This is a genomic window from Nocardioides lijunqiniae (assembly GCF_015024225.1).
Lineage (GTDB): Bacteria > Actinomycetota > Actinomycetes > Propionibacteriales > Nocardioidaceae > Nocardioides > Nocardioides lijunqiniae.
This window is the reverse complement of sequence record NZ_JACJGM010000001.1, coordinates 159,394-174,515: the sequence shown is the minus strand read 5'-3', so window position 1 is coordinate 174,515 and position 15,122 is coordinate 159,394. Positions and strand designations below refer to the sequence as shown.

Below are 15,122 nucleotides of genomic sequence, written 5' to 3'. Positions count from 1 at the left end.
TGAAACGGCCGAGCGGGCGGAGTGGTTCCCGCGTGGCTGCCGCGGGCCGGGGAGGCGACGCGGCCGCGGCGCTCAGTCGAAGAGGCGGGGCTGCGGGGAGGCGTGGGCGGGGTCGACGCCGTCGAACAGGCTGCTGACCGACTCGCCCTCGTGGATGCGCTGGATCGCCGCCGCGAAGAGCCCCGCCACCGAGCGCACCTTCAGCTCGGGCCAGCCGGTGGGGCTCGGCACGGTGTCGGTGGTGACCACCTCGGAGATCATCGGGTGCCCCTGGAGCCGCTCCAGCGCCTTGCCGACGAACAGCCCGTGGGTGCAGGCGACCGCCGCGCTGGTGCAGCCCTGGTCGGCCAGCCGGTCGAGCAGCTCCAGGATCGAGCCGCCGGTGGAGATCTCGTCGTCCAGGACGATCGCGCGCTTGCCGGCGACGTCGCCGACGATCTCGTCGATGACCACCCGGTCGTCGGCCAGCCGCTTCTTGCTGCCGGCCGCGACCGGCAGCCCGAGCAGGCGGGAGAACTGGGTGGCGGTCTTGGCGTTGCCGAAGTCGGGGGAGACCACGACCGCGTCGGTCAGGTCCTGGCCCTGGAAGTGGTCGGCCAGCTCGCCCAGCGCCGTGAGGTGGTCGACGGGCACGGAGAAGAAGCCGTGCACCTGGGGCGCGTGGAGGTTCATCGTGATCACGCGGTGCACGCCGGAGGCCACGAGCAGGTCGGCGACCAGGCGGCCACCGATCGAGATCCGCGAGGCGTCCTTCTTGTCCGAGCGCGCGTAGGAGTAGTACGGAACGACCGCGGTGATGGAGGCGGCGGAGGCGCCCCGGGCGGCGTCGATCATCAGCAGCAGCTCCATGAGGTGCTCCTGCGTGGGCGGCGAGAGCGGCTGCACCAGGAAGACGTCGCGCTGGCGGCAGTTCGCCTGGAGCTGGGCCTGCAGGCAGTCGTTGGAGAAGCGGCTCAGCTCCACCGCCGACAGCTCGATGCCGAGGCGCTCGCAGATGCCCGTGGCCAGGGCCCGGTGGGCACTACCGCTGAAGACGACGATCTCGCGCACGTGCCTGCTTCCGGGTCGAGGCGCTCGGTGTGCTGAGGGTAGCCGTCGCGACCGGCTCAGGAGTAGACGTGCGGGGCGAGCGTCCCGATGTCGCGCAGGTTGCGGTAGCGCTCGCGGTAGTCGAGGCCGTAGCCGACGACGAACTCGTTGGGGATGTCCCAGCCGACGTACTTGACGTCCACGGGCATCTGCAGTGCCTCCGGCTTGCGGAGCAGGGTGCAGATCTCCACGCTGGCGGGGTTGCGGCTCGAGAGGTTGGAGGTCAGCCACGACAGGGTCAGCCCGGTGTCGATGATCTCGTCGACGATCACCACGTGGCGCCCGGAGATGTCGGTGTCGAGGTCCTTGAGGATCCGCACGACGCCCGACGACTTCGTGCCGGAGCCGTAGGAGGAGACCGCCATCCAGTCCATCTCGACGTGGCGCGTGAAGGCACGGGCCATGTCGGCCATGACCATGACGGCGCCGCGCAGGATCCCGACGATCAGCAGCTCCTTGCCGGCGTAGTCGCGCTCGATCTCGTCGGCGAGCTCGCCGACCCGCTCGAGGATCTGGGCCTCCGTGTAGAGGACGTTGACGAGGTCGTTCTCCACATGGGCTGCGTCCATGTCGTCAGGATTCCACAGGGCGCCGCCGCAGGCGCAGGTGGTCTCCCCCGCGGTACGCCGTGACGTGCCCGGGGAGCTGGATCTCCTTCGGGAGCCGGTCGCGGTTCCAGACCTGACGCTCCAGCGCGTCGACGTGGACGGCGAACAGCTCGCCGGGTGGGCACCCCGCGCGCAGGGCGGCCAGCCGGAGCATCCGGGTGCGCACGGCCTGGGGCAGCGGGCGGATGCGGGACACCGCGAAGCCGGTCTCGTCGTCGTGGTGCCGGGTCAGGTGCTGGGCCAGCGCCTCGTCGGCGAGGTCGTCCAGCGCCTCCATGTCGGGCCGCAGCTGCTCGGCGGTCCGGGCCAGCGTCTCCGCCACCCCCGGGCCCAGCTCGCGCTCCAGGACGGGCAGCACGGTGTGCCGCACGCGTGAGCGGGTGAACCGGGGGTCGTCGTTGTGGGGGTCGGTCCAGAACTCGATGCCCTCGGCCCGGCAGGCGGCCTCGGTCTGCGAGCGGCGGATGCCGAGCAGCGGGCGGCGGAAGACGTCGAACGCGGGACGCATGCCGGCGATCGACCGGCCCCCGGAGCCGCGCGCCAGCCCGAGCAGGACGGTCTCGGCCTGGTCGTCGAGGGTGTGGCCGAGCAGCACCGCCGCGGCCCCGAAGTGGGTCGCCATCTGCTCCAGCACCGCGTAGCGCGCCTCGCGGGCGGCCGCCTCGGGACCCTGCCCCGCCGCGTCCACCTGCACGCGGGCCGACGCCGTCTCGTCGGCGCCCAGCCCCACCATCTGGGCGACCACGCCGGCGGCGTGGTCGGCGGAGCCGTCCTGGAGCCCGTGGTCGACGGTGACCCCGACGACCCGGGTGGTCCCCCGGGCCTCGAAGACGGTCGCTGCCAGCAGCGCGAGGCTGTCCGCGCCGCCGGAGCAGGCCACGAGGACCGGGCCGTCGTCGAGGCCGGCCAGCCCGCGGCGCCGTACGGCGAGGCGGACCGCCGCGACGTCGGCGTCGAGGCTCATCGCAGGACGCGGGCGACCCAGGCCTCGGGGTCGGCGATCTCGGCCTTGGACGGGAGGTTCTCGGGCCCGGCCCACACGGCGTTGAACTCCTCCATGCCGACCTTGTCGACGACCGTGCGGACGAACGCCGCGCCGTCGCGGTACTGCGCCATCTTGGCGTCGAGACCGAGCAGGCGGCGCAGGACGCGGTCGAGGGTGCCGATGCCCTTGCGGCGCTCGTTGAAGGCGCGGCGGATCTTGTCGACGCTGGGGATCACGGTGGGCCCGACGCCGTCCATGACGACGTCGGCGTGGCCCTCCAGCAGGGACATGACGCCGGTGACGCGGTCCATGATCTCGCGCTGCTCCGGCGTGCTCATGACGTCGACCAGGCTGCCGCCGCGAGCGCCGCCCTTGATGCCCTCGACCAGCCGCTGGAAGCCGTCCTCGACGCCCGCGGGCTCGACGGTGGACGCGATGGCCTCGATCTCGGAGAAGAGGTGTCCGCGCATCCACGGCACCGCGGTGAACTGCACCCGGTGGGTCTCCTCGTGCAGGCACACCCAGAGCCGGAAGTCGGTGGGGTCGGCGCCGATCTCGCGCTCGACGTGGACGATGTTGGGCGCCACCAGCAGCAGCCGGCCGTCGGGCTCGTAGAACGGGTCGAACTGGCCGAGCACCTTGGAGCCCATGAAGCCCAGAAGGCCGCCGACCTCGGCGCCGGTGATGCGGGAGCCCACCTTGAGCGCGAGGCCGGTGGGCGGCTTCTTCGACGAGAGCCTCTCGATGATCGGGGCGACCACCACGCGGAACCCGTCGGCGTTGGCGCGCACCCAGCCGGCGCGGTCGACGACCAGCACGGGGGCGGTGTGGTCCTCAGCGACGAGCCCGGTGAAGTCGCGCACGAGCCCGGTCGAGCGATCGGCGTCGGCCCGCAGCTCGGCGACCACCTCGGCGGCCTCCTCGCGACTGGTCTCCGGGCCGTCGCCGGCGATCTTGGAGCCGACCGAGACGGCGAAGTCCCAGTCGACCAACGATTCCTGGGGGTTCGACGTCATGCCCCGAACCTATCCGCTGCCTGGGAGGCCCCGGCCCGGGCGAGCGGAGGGCGGTGGGGGTCAGCCGCAGCGGCAGGCACCCAGCGCGGCGGCCGCCGCGTCGAGGGCGACCTCGGCGTCGGTGCCCTTCAGACGTCCGACCCGGTCGGCCATCAGCACGAACAGCAAGGGCCGGCCGGACACGTCGGTGGCGACGCCCGCCAGGGACGCGACCCCGGTCAGCGTCCCGGTCTTGGCCCGCACCCGCCCGCGGCCCTCGGAGGGGCCGGCGAGGAAGCGGTCGGCGAGCGATCCGCTGAACCCGCTGACGGGCAGCCCGCTCACCACCGCGGCGAGATCGGGGCGCTGGGTCGCCAGGCGCAGGACGTCGAGCAGCACCGCGGGGGTCATCCGGTTGCGCCGCGACAGCCCGCTGCCGTCGTAGAGGGTGGTCCCGGCGAGGCGGACCCCCGCCTCGCGCAGGGTGCGCACGACGCCGCGCCGGCCGCCCTCGAAGGACGCGTCGCCGCTCACCTGCAGGCCCACCTGGCGCAGCAGCACCTCGGCGGCCTCGTTGTCGCTCACCATCAGCACCCGCTCGACGACCTGGCTCAGCGGCGCGCCCGTCACCTGCGCCACGGTCTCCGCGGTGGGGGGCGCGGCGCCCGCGGTGGGCCCGTCGACGACCGTCACGCCGGCCCCGGCCAGCGCCGCCGCGAACGCCTGCGCCGCGTCGAGCGCCGGGTCGGCCACCCGGCCGAACCCCTGCGCCGGCCGTCCCTCGTCGACCCACAGCGAGGAGATCGGCGAGACCACCCCGTCGGGCACGTAGTCGGGCTCCCACTGGCGGCTGGCGGAGGGACCGGTGAACGGCCCGGCGTCGTACTCGACGCGCACCCGGCGCACCCCCTGCTCGCGCAGCGCCGCGGCGGTCCGCTTCGCGAGGGTCACCACGTCGGCGCGGGCGGGATACGGCTGCTCGTCGCCGGCCGCCGCGGGCGCGCGCGCCAGGAAGGGGTCACCCCCGCCCACGAGCACGATGCGGCGGGGGCCGGCCCGGACGACGGAGGTCTGGAAGGTGTGGTCGGGGCCCAGCGCGAGCAGCGCCGCGGCACTCGTGACGACCTTGGTGGTCGAGGCGGGGACGGCCGCTCCGGACCCCCCGACCACGACGGGCCGCCCGCCGGCCAGGGGCGCGACCGCGGCCAGCACGTGCCGCCCGAGGTCGGGGTCGTCGAGGTACGGCGCGAGCGCGCGCCGCACCTTCGCCGGGCTCAGCGCCGAGGACCGGGCCACGGGCGCGACGTCGCCCGGGGCGAGCACCGGGGGCAGGTCGACGCCCTCCGGCGGCGCGATCGCGGCGGGGTCGGCGGAGGAGGAGTCAGGCTCCAGCCAGCGGTCGAGGAGGTCGTAGTGCCAGGTCGCGAGGCCCGCCAGGACGAGCGCGAGCACCAGCACCGTGCCGATCGTGCGACGCACCTCTCACCTCCGACTGCCTCCCGACTGCGTGTGCGCAGCCATTGTGCGGGACAATGATCCCCGGCCTCGCCGGGCCTGCCGCAGGCGACTGACATTCCGGAGGAAGACGTGCTCGAGTTCGACGTGCTGGTGGAGATCCCCAAGGGCGAGCGCAACAAGTACGAGGTGGACCACGAGAGCGGTCGCATGCGCCTGGACCGCATGCTCTTCACCTCGACGCAGTACCCCGCCGACTACGGCTACATCGAGAACACCCTGGGCCAGGACGGCGACCCGCTGGACGCCCTCGTGCTGCTCCAGGCGCCGACGTTCCCGGGCTGCCTCATCAAGTGCCGCGCGATCGGGATGTTCCGCATGACCGACGAGGCCGGCGGTGACGACAAGGTCCTGTGCGTGCCCGCGAAGGACCCCCGCCAGGAGCACCTGCGCGACATCAACCACGTGCCGAAGTTCGACCGGCTCGAGATCCAGCACTTCTTCGAGGTCTACAAGGACCTCGAGCCCGGCAAGTCCGTCGAAGGCGCCGACTGGGTCGGCCGCACCGAGGCCGAGCTCGAGGTCAACGCCTCCTTCAAGCGGTTCCTCGACACCGGCGGCGCCGCTCACTGAGGCCGCTGGCCGGAGGAGTTTCGCCGGTCGCCCGGCGAAACCCACGGTTCCGGGGCGTTATTTCGGCCCAGAAGCTCCAGAATCGCCGGTCGACCGGCGAATCTCCCGCCGCCGGCTCAGCGCTTGACGGCGCGGAAGTACGACATCCCGCCGGAGGGCTCGAGCGTGACGTCGCGACCGCCCTGGGCGGTCAGCCACAGGTGGACGTCCTCGGAGGTGCAGCCCGGCCCGAGGACGCCGGCGAGCCGGCCCGTCGTGCGCAGCGGGGCGTGGCGCAGGCCGGAGTCGTTGAGCATGGTGCTGCCGGTGATCGTGCCGCCGGGGCGGAGGACGCGCATCATCTCGACGACGGCGCGCGCCGGGTCCGGGAAGCAGTGCAGCCCGGTGAACGACACCACCACGTCGAAGGCGCCGTCCTCGAACGGCAGGTCCTCGACGTCCGCCAGCCGCGTCTCCACCTGCTCCTCGACGCCGAGCGCGTAGGCGGCGTCGGCGGTGCGGTCGAGCATCGTCCGGGAGATGTCGGCGGCGACGTAGCGCAGACCCTGGCCGGGACGCAGCCCGCGCAGCGCGACCCCGCCGCCGCACGGGACGTCGAGCACCGTCGTGCCCGCCGGCAGCGCCCCGAGCTCGTCGGTGGCGGCGTAGAGCCGGTCCAGGTCGCTCTGCAGCCCGACCGCCCAGGCCACGCGACCGACGGTCGGATGGCTCACGAGCCACGGGTAGACCGTCGCCCAGAGGGGGTCCTCGGACCAGCCGCCGAGCCCGAGCCGGCGACGACCGGGCAGCTTCACGGGGTCACGGTCCGACCGGCCCCACGAGGTCGGGGGAGCGCAGCATCTCGGGGGGTACGCCGAACGCGTCGACGAGGTCGCCCGCGAGGGGGCGGATCTTGCGGCACAGCGAGGACACCTCCCGGCTGATCGCCTTGGAGCGGGCCACGGTGAGCCGTCCGTGCTCCATGAACCACGCCCGGTCGGCCTCGATCGTCGACAGCGCGTGCAGGTCGCACAGGAGGTTGAGGCTGACCTTGAGGTCGCCGTCGGGCAGCGCCCGGGTCTTGGCGACGAACGCCTCGAGGACGAGCCGCTCCACGTGGGCGCGCGCCGCGGCGATCACGTGGTCCTGCACCTGGGAGAAGACCGCACCGGGGTTCATCTTCTGGTCGATGCCTCGCTTGAGCCGCCGGGCGACCCCGCCGAGCATGTGCTCCTCGCGGAAGCGCAGCATGGCCAGCTGGTAGTCGGGGTCGAGCAGCCCGGCCTCCTGGTCCCAGCCGTCGTCGCCGCCGGGCAGGACGTCCTTGATGCGCTCGAGGAGCTTGTGGACGCTGGTGCGCTCCAGCACCGTCTCGACGGCCAGGCCGGCCACGAACCGCACCATGCCGAACTGGTCGAGGTCGGCGAACTCGCTGGAGTAGTCGGTGAGCAGGCCCTTGGCGACCAGCTGCAGGAGCACGTGGTTGTCGCCCTCGAACGTCGTGAAGACGTCCGTGTCGGCCTTGAGCGCCGCAAACCGGTTGACCGAGAGGTAGCCCGCTCCCCCACAGGCCTCCCGACACTCCTGGATGGTGCGCGTCGCGTGCCACGTGCCCAGCGCCTTGACGCCGGCGGCGAGCGACTCGAGCTCGCGCTGGCGCTGCTCGCCCTCGACGACACCAGAGAGGATGTCGTGCAGCTCGCCGGCCACGCGCTCCTGGGTGAAGTGCAGTGCGTAGGTGCGCGCGAGCAACGGCAGGAGCCGGCGCTGGTGCAGCCCGTAGTCGAGGAGCAGCTCCTCCTCGTCCTCGCGGGTCGCCTCGAACTGCCGGCGGCGCAGGGCGTACTTCGTCGCGATCGTCAGCGCCACCTTCGCGGCGTTGATGCCGGCGCCGCCCACGCAGACGCGGCCCTGGATGAGCGTGCCGAGCATGGTGAAGAAGCGCTTGTTGGGGTTCTCGATCGCGCTCTCGTAGACGCCGGCCGGGGTCACCTCGGCGAAGCGGTTGAGCATCGAGATGCGCGGCACCCGGACCTCGTCGAACCACAGCCGTCCGTTGTCGACGCCGTTGAGCCCCATCTTGAGGCCGTCGTCCTCGATGCGGACGCCCTCGCAGGGCTCTCCGCCCTCGCGGATCGGCACGACGAACGCGTGCACGCCCTGCGACTCGCCGGCGACGTGCAGCTGCGCGAAGACCACCGCGACCTCGGCGTGCTTGGCGGCGTTGCCGATGTAGTCCTTGCGCGCGTCCTCGCGCGTCGTCGTGATGACGAACTCCTGCGCGGCCACGTCGTACGTCGCGACGGTGCCGAGCGCCTGCACGTTCGAGCCGTGTCCGGTCTCGGTCATCGCGAAGCAGCCCATCAGCTCCCCGGTGATCAGCTTCGACAGGTAGGCGTCGTGGTGCTCCTGGGTGCCGAGCTGGAGGATCGCGCCGCCGAACAGACCGAACTGCACGCCCACCTTGACCAGGACCGACAGGTCGCCGAACGCGAGCGTCTCGAACGCCGCGATCGAGGCCCCGATGTCGCCGCCGCCGCCGTGCTCCTGCGGGAAGCCCATGCCGGTCTGGCCGGTCGCCGCCATCTCGACGACGATGTCCTTGACGCGCTCGCGGTAGTCGTCGACCGACAGCTGCTCGGCGTCCTCGAGCACCGAGGCGTAGTCGGTCAGGTTGCGGCGCACCAGGTTGCGGATCTCGGCGTACGTGCCGTCCAGGACCCCCTGCAGGGCCGCCACGTCGACCTGCGGCTCGACGTAGCCCTTGGCGCCGTGGACCGCGCCCTCGTGCTCGGGCGTGGTGGCGGACGGCGCGGCGGTGTCGGTGGCCATGACGGCACGCTACCGGCGCGCCCCCAGGGCCGGTCAGGGACGGGCGAAGAAGTTCGGCGCGGTCCAGTAGTAGAGGGACTCCTCGGCGACCGGTCGACCGGTGCGCGGCGCGTGGATCATCCGCCCGTTCCCGATGTAGAGCGCCACGTGGTAGATCGAGGAGGGCTTGCTGGAGGAACCCCAGAAGACCAGGTCACCGGGCTTCAGCTCCCCGGAGGAGATCGGCGTGGAGGCCTCGTACTGCGCCACGGAGTAGTGCGGCAGCGAGGTGCCGCCGCGCTGCCAGGCACCCATGGTGAGCCCGGAGCAGTCCCAGGAGGAGGGACCGGCGGCGCCCCAGACGTAGGGCTCGCCGATCTGGGCACGGGCGAAGGCGATGGCGGCGCGGGCGCCCGACGACGCCGGCGGGGGCGTCGGGTCGGCCTGGGGAGCGGGCTCCTCGGCGACGGGCTCCTCGGCCGCGGGAGCGGGCTCGTCCGCGGCGGGCGCGGACGGCTCCTCGGCCGCAGGGGCGGACGGCGCCTCGTCGGCCGCGGCAGCAGCCTCCTGCTCCGCGGCGGCCTGCTGGGCAGCGGCCCGGTCGGCGGCAGCGGCAGCGGCGGCCGCCTCGAGTCCGGCCTGGCGGCGCTCGGCCAGGGAGACGCTGATGTCCTGCAGGCGGGCCAGGTCGGCGAGCAGCGAGGACTTCTCCGCGGCGATCGCCTGCGCCTCGGCGGTCGCGGCGTCGGCGGCCAGCTGCGCCTCGTCACGCGCGTCGCGTGCCGCGGACTCGGTGCGCTCGGCCTTCGTGCGGGCCTCGGCGGCCCGGTCGCTGGCCTCGGCGGCCAGGGCGGAGGCCGCCTTGAAGTCGTCGTAGTTGCTGTCCAGCGCCGACTCGGTGTCGCGCATGGTGTCCATGCGCTCCAGGACGTCGAGGATGCCCTTGGACTCCATCACCCCGGAGACGGCGTTCAGGGTCGGCATCGACTGCACGGAGCTGACGACCGAGCTGGCGTAGACCTTGCGCAGCCGCGACACGTCGGCGGCCGCGGCCGCCTCCTCCTCCTCGGCCGTCGCGGCGGCGGCACGCGCCTGCTCGGCCTCGTAGCGGGCGCCGTTGAACGCCTCGGCGGCCTGGGCCGCGGCGATCGAGGACGCCTGGAGCCGGCCGTTGGCCGCGTCGATCGCGGACTGGATCGACGCGACGTCGTCGGTGCGGACGGCGACCGCGCGCTCGGCGTCGCGCACCTCGGCACGGGTGGGCAGCGGGGTGTCCTCGTCGGCGTGGGCGACCTGGGCGGTCGCGGCCCCTGCGGCGAGGGCGAGGCAAAGGGCGGCGGCAGTCGCGCGGGAGCGCACGGCGGTCTCCAGACGTGTCGGGGAAGTGAGCAACACCCGGCACGCTAGTGCTCAACAGTCACAAAAGCACCACTTGCACCAACATTTCTCAGATTCATCGGCGTGTCGACTTGACGAACTACAAGGTTGTAATTCGCTCGCGCCCGCTCGACGCGCAGACAGCCCCTGACGTCCGTGTCGCTTTGGAACGATCCAAACGACACGAGCGTCAGGGACCACCCCCGCCGGCGGAGGCCTCAGACCTTCTCGACCGGGATCGCCGAGGTGGTCGTGGTGGGGTGGGAGCGCAGGCTCCGCTTGTCGAACTTCTGCCCCGTGGCGATGCCGCCGAGGTAGAAGGACACGAAGGCGATCATGATGCCGGCCACGTCGTCGGCGAGGTAGTGCCAGCCGAAGTAGATCGTGGCGACGACGGTGATCGCGAAGTTCGCCCAGAAGACGATCTTGAGCACCCGGTTGCGCAGCGTGAACTGGACCATCAGGGCCACCAGCAGGGTGATGGCGGTGTGCAGGCTCGCGAAGCCCGCGACCGACTGCACGATGCCGGTGACGCCGCCGTGGATGACGTCGGCGCGCGCGAAGGCGAGGCTGTTCATCAGGTCGGTCGTCGGCGTGTGGGTCAGGTCGTTGTAGCGGGAGAAGTACTCGAAGCCGGGGCCCTTGGTCGGCAGGGCGTAGTACGACAGGGTCCCGAGCGACCACGCCAGGCACTGGGAGGTGGCGAACCAGTAGCCGTAGGAGATGTTGCGCGACCACACCAGCCAGGCGGTCAGGGCGAGCGGCACCAGCGGCAGGAACCACAGGTAGATGTAGGACAGGAAGTGCGCCGAGACGCTCTCCCCGAGGACCGCGTGCAGCACCACCGGCGGGTCCTGGCCGAAGAACAGCACCCGGTCGAGGTACATCAGCTCGCGGTCGTACTCCACGTCGCCGCGCACGAACGGCAGCGACGACTTGAGGTTCCGGTAGCTGACGTAGGTGATGTAGAAGGAGACGATCCCGACGGCCACCAGCGTCATGCGCTCGCGGTTCCAGTGGGTGCTCAGCCGCTCGCGCACGATGCCCGGCATCGCCGAGGGCCGGAGCCTGGAGTACCACAGCGTGCGCGGCAGGAGGTCGAGCAGCAGCGCGCCGAACAGCAGCAGCGGCAGTCGCGCCCAGGAGGGGCCGAGGAACTTGCCCTCGGGGTCCAGCAGCGGGCGGTCGTAGTGGTTGGAGACGACGAACGCGAGAATGCCCATCACCGCGGCGGTGCCGATACAGGTCACGTAGGCGCGGCGATACACGCGGGTCAGTGTAGAGACCGGTGCGACGATCGCCTCATCGGATCACCGCGAGTCGCGAGCGGTCGACGACCAGCCGCACCGGCTCCCCGGCCGCGGGGTGGGTGCCGACCGACGCGACCGCGTCCAGCTCGCCGAGACCGTCGACCCCGACCACGAGGCGCACCTGGTCGGGGGTGACCCGCGCCGACAGGACCACGCCGCGCAGGTCCCGGGCCCCGTCCGGCGCGGTCGAGGGGTCCACGGTCAGCGCCGAGCGGCGTACGGCGACCGCCGCGGCGGGCGGCAGACCGGCGGCGGCCAGCAGCCGCTGCGCCGCGTCGTCGACCAGGACCCGGGCGTAGCCCAGGAACAGCGCGGTCTCGGGGTCGGCGGGCGCGGCCCAGACCTTGCCGATGACGCCGCTCTGCACCAGGCGCCCGTCGCGCATCACCGCGATCCGGTCGGCCACGGTGTAAGCCTCCTCGTGGTCGTGGGTGACCATCAGCGCGGTCGTGCCCGCCGCGACCAGGATGTCGCGCAGCTCGCCGGCGAGCCGCTCGCGCAGTCCCGCGTCGAGGGCCGAGAGCGGCTCGTCGAGCAGCAGCAGCCGCGGCTCGACTGCCAGCGAGCGGGCGAGGGCGACGCGCTGCCGCTCCCCGCCCGACAGCGTGCCGGGCAGCCGGTCGGCGTAGCCGGCGAGACCCACGAGCTCGAGCAGCTCGGCGACGCGCGACTCGACCCCGCGGACCTTGCGCAGGCGCAGCGCGTAGCCGACGTTGCGCCCCACCGTCAGGTGCCCGAAGAGCTGGCCGTCCTGGAACATCAGCGCGAACCCCCGCTGGTGGGTCGGCACGCCGCCGAGGTCCTGCCCCGCCCAGGCGATCGTCCCGCGAGCCGGCTCCAGCCCGGCGACCGCGCGCAGCAGCGTGGACTTGCCCGACCCGGACGGGCCCAGCACGGCCAGCACCTGGCCGGCCGGTAGCTCGAGGTCGACGTCCACCACGGCGGGGACCCCGTCGTAGTCGACCGAGACGCCCGAGAGCGACAGGCTCATCAGAGCGCCCCCAGCGACGGGACGCGCAGCCGCTCGACCGCGAGCATGACGGCGGCCGTGGTGGCGGCGAGGACGACGGACGCGGCGAGGGCCATGCCGTAGTTCATCGCACCGGGGTGGCCGATCAGCCGGAAGATCACGACCGGGAGCGTCGCGCTCTCGTCGCGCGCCAGGAAGGCCGTCGCCCCGAACTCGCCCAGCGACGCCGCGAACGCGAAGCCCGAGGCCGCCAGGAGCGGGCGCCACAGCACCGGCACGTCGACGGTCAGCAGCGTGCGCAGCGGGCCGGCGCCGAGGGAGGCGGCGGCCTGGCGCTGGCGGTCGTCGATGCCGTCGAGCACGGGCACCAGCGTGCGGACCACCAGCGGCAGCGCCACGAGGGCCTGCGCGACCGGCACCAGCAGCGCCGAGTCGCGCAGGTCGAGGGGCGGGCGGTCCAGGGTGATCAGGAAGCCGAAGCCCAGGGTCGCCGCGGAGACGCCCAGCGGCAGCATGAAGAAGCCGTCGAGCACGGTACGGATCCGGCGCTCGGCGCGCGAGCGCGAGCGACGCGTGACGGCGAGCGCCACGAGGAGTCCGAGCAGCAGCGACATCCACGTGGCGTCGACCGCCGTGCGCAGCGACGTGACGAGGGCGTCGGTCACCGGCACGACCAGGGCCTGCTGGTCGCCCACGCTGTCGAGCGCGCGGTAGTTGCCCAGGCTCCAGGAGTCCCCGACGCGCAGCGAGCCGGCGACCAGGGTGACGACGGGCGCCGCCACGAGCGCCAGCAGCAGGGCCGTCATGGCGAGCTGCGGCAGGTCGGCGCGTGCGGGCCGGCGCGGCCGCGAGGGCACCCGGACGACGCTCGGGTCGGCGCTCGCGCGCAGCCGCGCGGCCACGGCCAGCAGCGCGACCACGGCGGTGAGCTGCACCAGGGACAGCGCCGCCGCGCCCGGCAGGTCGAGCAGGTCGGTGGTGAGCAGGTAGATCTCGGTCTCCACCGAGCTGTAGCGCGTGCCGCCCAGCGTCAGCACCACCCCGAACGACGTGGCGCAGAAGAGGAAGACCACGCTCGCGGCCGACACGATCGCCGGTCGCAGCGTCGGCAGGGTCACCGTGCGGAACACCTGCGCCGGGCTCGCGCCGAGCGCGGCCGCGGCCTCCGCGGGGCGGGAGTCGAGCGACTCCCAGGAGGCGCCGACCGCGCGGATGACGACCGCCGCGTTGAAGAAGACGAGCCCCGCGACGATCGCGACCGGCGTGCCGTCCAGCCCCAGGAAGCCCAGCGGGCCCGACTCCCCCAGCAGCTGGCGGAAGGCCACGCCCACCACGACCGTCGGCAGCACGAACGGCACGAGCAGCAGCGCCCGCACGGTGCGGCGCAGCGGGAACTCCAGCCCGTGCAGCGCGTACGCCGCCGGCAGGCCGAGCAGGACCGACACCGCCGTCGCCACCCCGGCCGACCACACCGTGAACCACACGACGCGTCCCGTGCGGGAGCGGGTCAGCACCTCGAGGACCGCGCCGGCGTCGAGCTCGCCGTCGGGGAAGAACCCCCGCGCCACCATGCCGCTGACGGGCAGCACGAAGAAGCAGCCCAGCACCACCACGGGCAGGGCGGCGAGGGCGACCAACGACGCGGGCCGCCGCACCGCGGGCGGCAGCGCCACGGATCGGGAGGCCACTACCGGGTCGTGACGTCGCGCCACTCGGTGAGCCAGGCGTCGCGGTTGTCGGCCACCTCGGCGGGGTCCACCGTGTGCGGCTCGTCGGGCTGCTGGGCGAACGACGCCCAGTCGGCCGGCAGCTCGGTGCCCTCGACGACGGGGAACACGTACATGCTCTCGGGCAGCGCGGCCTGGACCTCCGGGCCGAGCAGGAACTCCACCAGCGCCTGCGCGCCGTCGGGGTTCTTCGCGCCGGCCAGCACGCCGGCGTACTCCACCTGGCGGAAGCAGGTGTCGAGCAGCGCGCTGGTGGTGCTGCCGCCCTTGCCGTCGACCGTGAACGCCGGGGAGGAGTCGTAGGACAGCACGATCGGTCGGTCGCCCTTGCCGCCGCCCTGCGTGAAGTCGGCCTGGTAGGCGTCCGACCAGCCGTTGGTGAGACGGGCGCCGTTGTCCATCAGGTCCGACCAGTAGTCGGGCCAGTCGTCGCCGTACTCGTCGATGGTGGTGAGCAGGAAGGCCAGGCCCACCGAGCTGGTCGCCGCCGAGGGCAGCACGAACAGGTCCTCGTAGGCCGGGTCGGTGAGGTCGGCGAGCGTGGCCGGCGGGTCGATGCCCTTCTCGTCGAACCAGGTGTCGTCGACGTTGACGCACACGTTGGCGTTGTCGACGGGGGCGAGGGCGCGGTCGTCGTCGCCCTCGAGCACGTAGGTCTCGGCGCCGGCGGGCAGGTCGAGGTCGAGGCCCTCGAAGACACCGGCCTCGAGCGCCCGGGAGGCGAAGGTGTTGTCGACCCCGAAGGCGACGTCGCCGGTCGGGTTGCCCTCGGTGAGGACGAGCTTGTTGGTGAGCGTGCCGGCGTCGCCGGCGGCCCGCACCTCCAGCTGGTAGCCGGACTCCTCCTCGAACGCCGCCACGACCTCGTCGGGCAGGGCGAACGACTCGTGGGTCACCAGGACGACCGTGCCACCGGCCTGGGACCCGCCGGACGAGCCGTCCTGGCCGCGCTCGTCGTCGTCGGACCCGACGAGCGAGCAGGACGACGCCGCCAGAGCGAGCGCGGCCAGGCCGATCGTCGTCCGGGCAGCAGAAATGGACCTCATGATGTGACTCCCTTCGCCGGTACTAACCGGAGCAGGTTCAAGGGTCTGCGGCTGGTCCGCACTCTCAGCAAGCTCGCGCTTGCTCCCCTGTCGTGTGGGGCCACAGTAGCGCGCGGCTCCTGCGGGTCGTGTGCGAG

13 protein-coding genes and 1 riboswitch are annotated in these 15,122 nt (G+C 73.0%); of the genes, 1 reads left to right on the top strand and 12 read right to left on the bottom strand.

Annotation, left to right across the window (positions count from 1 at the left end; genetic code table 11):
* Positions 1 to 72: 72 nt before the first annotated feature.
* The 5 genes from IRQ30_RS00830 to dacB are packed head-to-tail and all read right to left on the bottom strand — an operon-like array spanning position 73 to position 5,156.
* On the bottom strand, positions 73 to 1,050 hold the full coding sequence (locus tag IRQ30_RS00830; RefSeq protein ID WP_193611180.1) for a ribose-phosphate diphosphokinase: 978 nt from the start codon (positions 1,048 to 1,050) through the stop codon (positions 73 to 75).
* A 56-nt stretch (positions 1,051 to 1,106) separates the two neighbouring features.
* Complete coding sequence (hpt, locus tag IRQ30_RS00825; RefSeq protein ID WP_193611179.1) at positions 1,107 to 1,658, bottom strand: hypoxanthine phosphoribosyltransferase; 552 nt, start codon at positions 1,656 to 1,658, stop codon at positions 1,107 to 1,109.
* A 4-nt stretch (positions 1,659 to 1,662) separates the two neighbouring features.
* Positions 1,663 to 2,661, bottom strand: coding sequence for a tRNA lysidine(34) synthetase TilS (tilS, locus tag IRQ30_RS00820; RefSeq protein ID WP_193611178.1), 999 nt, complete (start codon positions 2,659 to 2,661; stop codon positions 1,663 to 1,665).
* Entirely contained in the window at positions 2,658 to 3,698 is a 1,041-nt protein-coding gene (locus IRQ30_RS00815; RefSeq protein ID WP_193611177.1) for a zinc-dependent metalloprotease, read from the bottom strand. The genes tilS and IRQ30_RS00815 overlap by 4 nt, the downstream gene beginning before the upstream one ends.
* Before the next feature lie 60 nt (positions 3,699 to 3,758).
* Positions 3,759 to 5,156 (bottom strand): D-alanyl-D-alanine carboxypeptidase/D-alanyl-D-alanine endopeptidase, encoded by a 1,398-nt coding sequence (gene dacB / locus IRQ30_RS00810; protein ID WP_193611176.1) that lies wholly within the window; start codon positions 5,154 to 5,156, stop codon positions 3,759 to 3,761.
* A gap of 108 nt (positions 5,157 to 5,264) precedes the next feature.
* On the opposite strand from dacB, the gene IRQ30_RS00805 reads away from it, so the two are divergent.
* Positions 5,265 to 5,765: an inorganic diphosphatase gene (locus IRQ30_RS00805; protein ID WP_193606704.1), complete on the top strand. Its 501-nt coding sequence runs from the start codon at positions 5,265 to 5,267 to the stop codon at positions 5,763 to 5,765.
* Positions 5,766 to 5,881: 116 nt separating this feature from the next.
* On the opposite strand, the gene IRQ30_RS00800 is transcribed toward IRQ30_RS00805, so the two are convergent.
* The 7 genes from IRQ30_RS00800 to IRQ30_RS00770 form a co-directional block, all read right to left on the bottom strand.
* Positions 5,882 to 6,559 (bottom strand): methyltransferase domain-containing protein, encoded by a 678-nt coding sequence (locus IRQ30_RS00800; protein ID WP_193611175.1) that lies wholly within the window; start codon positions 6,557 to 6,559, stop codon positions 5,882 to 5,884.
* A 4-nt stretch (positions 6,560 to 6,563) separates the two neighbouring features.
* The gene (locus IRQ30_RS00795; RefSeq protein WP_193611174.1) at positions 6,564 to 8,576 is read right to left on the bottom strand and encodes an acyl-CoA dehydrogenase family protein; all 2,013 of its coding nucleotides are present in this window, start codon (positions 8,574 to 8,576) and stop codon (positions 6,564 to 6,566) included.
* A gap of 33 nt (positions 8,577 to 8,609) precedes the next feature.
* On the bottom strand, positions 8,610 to 9,914 hold the full coding sequence (locus tag IRQ30_RS00790; protein WP_193611173.1) for an NlpC/P60 family protein: 1,305 nt from the start codon (positions 9,912 to 9,914) through the stop codon (positions 8,610 to 8,612).
* Positions 9,915 to 10,150: 236 nt separating this feature from the next.
* A complete protein-coding gene (locus IRQ30_RS00785) occupies positions 10,151 to 11,200 on the bottom strand; it encodes a phosphatase PAP2 family protein (protein WP_338087671.1) in 1,050 nt (349 codons plus the stop codon).
* A 34-nt stretch (positions 11,201 to 11,234) separates the two neighbouring features.
* Positions 11,235 to 12,233, bottom strand: coding sequence for an ABC transporter ATP-binding protein (locus IRQ30_RS00780; protein ID WP_193611172.1), 999 nt, complete (start codon positions 12,231 to 12,233; stop codon positions 11,235 to 11,237).
* Positions 12,233 to 13,900, bottom strand: a complete 1,668-nt coding sequence (locus tag IRQ30_RS00775) for an ABC transporter permease (protein ID WP_338089505.1) — start codon at positions 13,898 to 13,900, stop codon at positions 12,233 to 12,235. Before IRQ30_RS00775 ends, IRQ30_RS00780 begins: the two co-directional genes overlap by 1 nt.
* A complete protein-coding gene (locus tag IRQ30_RS00770; RefSeq protein WP_193611171.1) occupies positions 13,900 to 14,985 on the bottom strand; it encodes a thiamine ABC transporter substrate-binding protein in 1,086 nt (361 codons plus the stop codon). Before IRQ30_RS00770 ends, IRQ30_RS00775 begins: the two co-directional genes overlap by 1 nt.
* Positions 14,977 to 15,084: riboswitch (TPP riboswitch) on the bottom strand. (Overlaps the previous gene by 9 nt.)
* Positions 15,085 to 15,122: the final 38 nt, after the last annotated feature.

Bases quoted from the DNA above. Each gene is read 5' to 3' on its own strand.
- IRQ30_RS00815 (WP_193611177.1), bottom strand. From the start codon at position 3,698: ATGACGTCGAACCCCCAGGAATCGTTGGTCGACTGGGACTTCGCCGTC.
- hpt (WP_193611179.1), bottom strand. From the start codon at position 1,658: ATGGACGCAGCCCATGTGGAGAACGACCTCGTCAACGTCCTCTACACG.
- IRQ30_RS00780 (WP_193611172.1), bottom strand. From the start codon at position 12,233: ATGAGCCTGTCGCTCTCGGGCGTCTCGGTCGACTACGACGGGGTCCCC.
- IRQ30_RS00770 (WP_193611171.1), bottom strand. From the start codon at position 14,985: ATGAGGTCCATTTCTGCTGCCCGGACGACGATCGGCCTGGCCGCGCTC.
- IRQ30_RS00795 (WP_193611174.1), bottom strand. From the start codon at position 8,576: ATGGCCACCGACACCGCCGCGCCGTCCGCCACCACGCCCGAGCACGAG.
- tilS (WP_193611178.1), bottom strand. From the start codon at position 2,661: ATGAGCCTCGACGCCGACGTCGCGGCGGTCCGCCTCGCCGTACGGCGC.